This window comes from Streptomyces sp. NPDC045701 (genome assembly GCF_056432045.1).
In genome coordinates this window covers 1-1147 of record NZ_JBWKJV010000222.1, presented here as the reverse complement: position 1 = coordinate 1147, position 1147 = coordinate 1, and the positions used below count along the sequence as shown (strand labels likewise).

General features: G+C 67.8%; 1 pseudogene. It reads left to right on the top strand.

The features are described from left to right. Nucleotides 1-178 precede the first annotated feature (178 nt). Nucleotides 179-1147 (top strand): annotated as a pseudogene (locus AC07DW_RS34580) (IS256 family transposase); the annotation flags it as partial.

The following is a 1147-nucleotide window of genomic DNA, read 5'->3' as shown; positions in this document are numbered from 1 at the left end:
CCCGGAGGACCGGGCGGCCATTCTCCTGGAGCCATCGAGGGCAACGCCCGATCAGCCACACCCGGTCCTCCCGGACCGCCAACATTCTTAAGGACGCCAGATGAGTGAGTCCGTTGTCGAGACGGAGTCTGTGCAGGAGCCGGCCGAGCGGGCGGTGTCGGACGAGCAGTTGATCGCGATGCTCGTGGGCCGTGCCCGTTCGGAGGGGCTGCAGCTGACCGGTGAGGGCGGGCTGCTGCAGCAGCTGACCAAGCGGGTGCTGGAGTCCGCCCTCGAGGGCGAGATCACCGGTCACGTCGGCTATGACAAGCACGACGCAACCGGCAGGAACAGCGGCAACAGCCGCAACGGCACCCGGACGAAGACCGTGCTGACCGATGTCGGGCCGGTCGGGGTGAAGGTGCCTCGGGACGTCGCGGGAACCTTCGAACCGCAGATCGTCAAGAAGCGTCAGCGACGGCTGACCGGCGTCGACACGATCACGGACAAGGTGATGGAGGGCATGGCTGAATGGCAGTCGCGTCCGCTGGACCGCGTCTGCCCGGTGGTCTCGTGGACGCGATCAACGTGAAGATCCGTGACGGCCAGGTCGCCAGCCGGCCCATCTGCCTGGCCATGGCTGTCACGGCCGAGGGCACCGGCGACATCCTGGGGATCTGGGCCGGCGACGGCGGCGAGGGCGCCAAGCACTGGCTCCAGGTCTTCACCGGGCTCCGCAACCGCGGCGTCGAGGACGTCCTGATGCTCGTATGCGACGGGCTGAAGGGCCTGCCCGACGCGGTCGAAGCCGTCTGGCCCCGCACCGTGGTGCAGACGTGCATCGTCCACTTGATCCGCAACAGCATCCGCTACGTCGCCAAGGTGGCCCGTGACCTCAGGCCCGTCTATACCGCCCCGAGCGAGGCCGCCGCGACCGGGCGGTTCCTGGAGTTCTCCGAGAAGTGGGGCGGCAAGTATCCGGCCGTGATCAAGCTGTGGTCCGACGCGTGGGCCGAGATGGTCCCCTTTCTGGCCTTCGATGTCGAGATCCGCAAGGTGATCTGCTCGACGAACGCCATCGAGAGCGTCAACGCCCGCATCCGCAAGGCCGTCCGGGCCCGCGGCCACTTCCCGTCGGAGAACGCCGCGTTGAAGTGCGTCTACATGG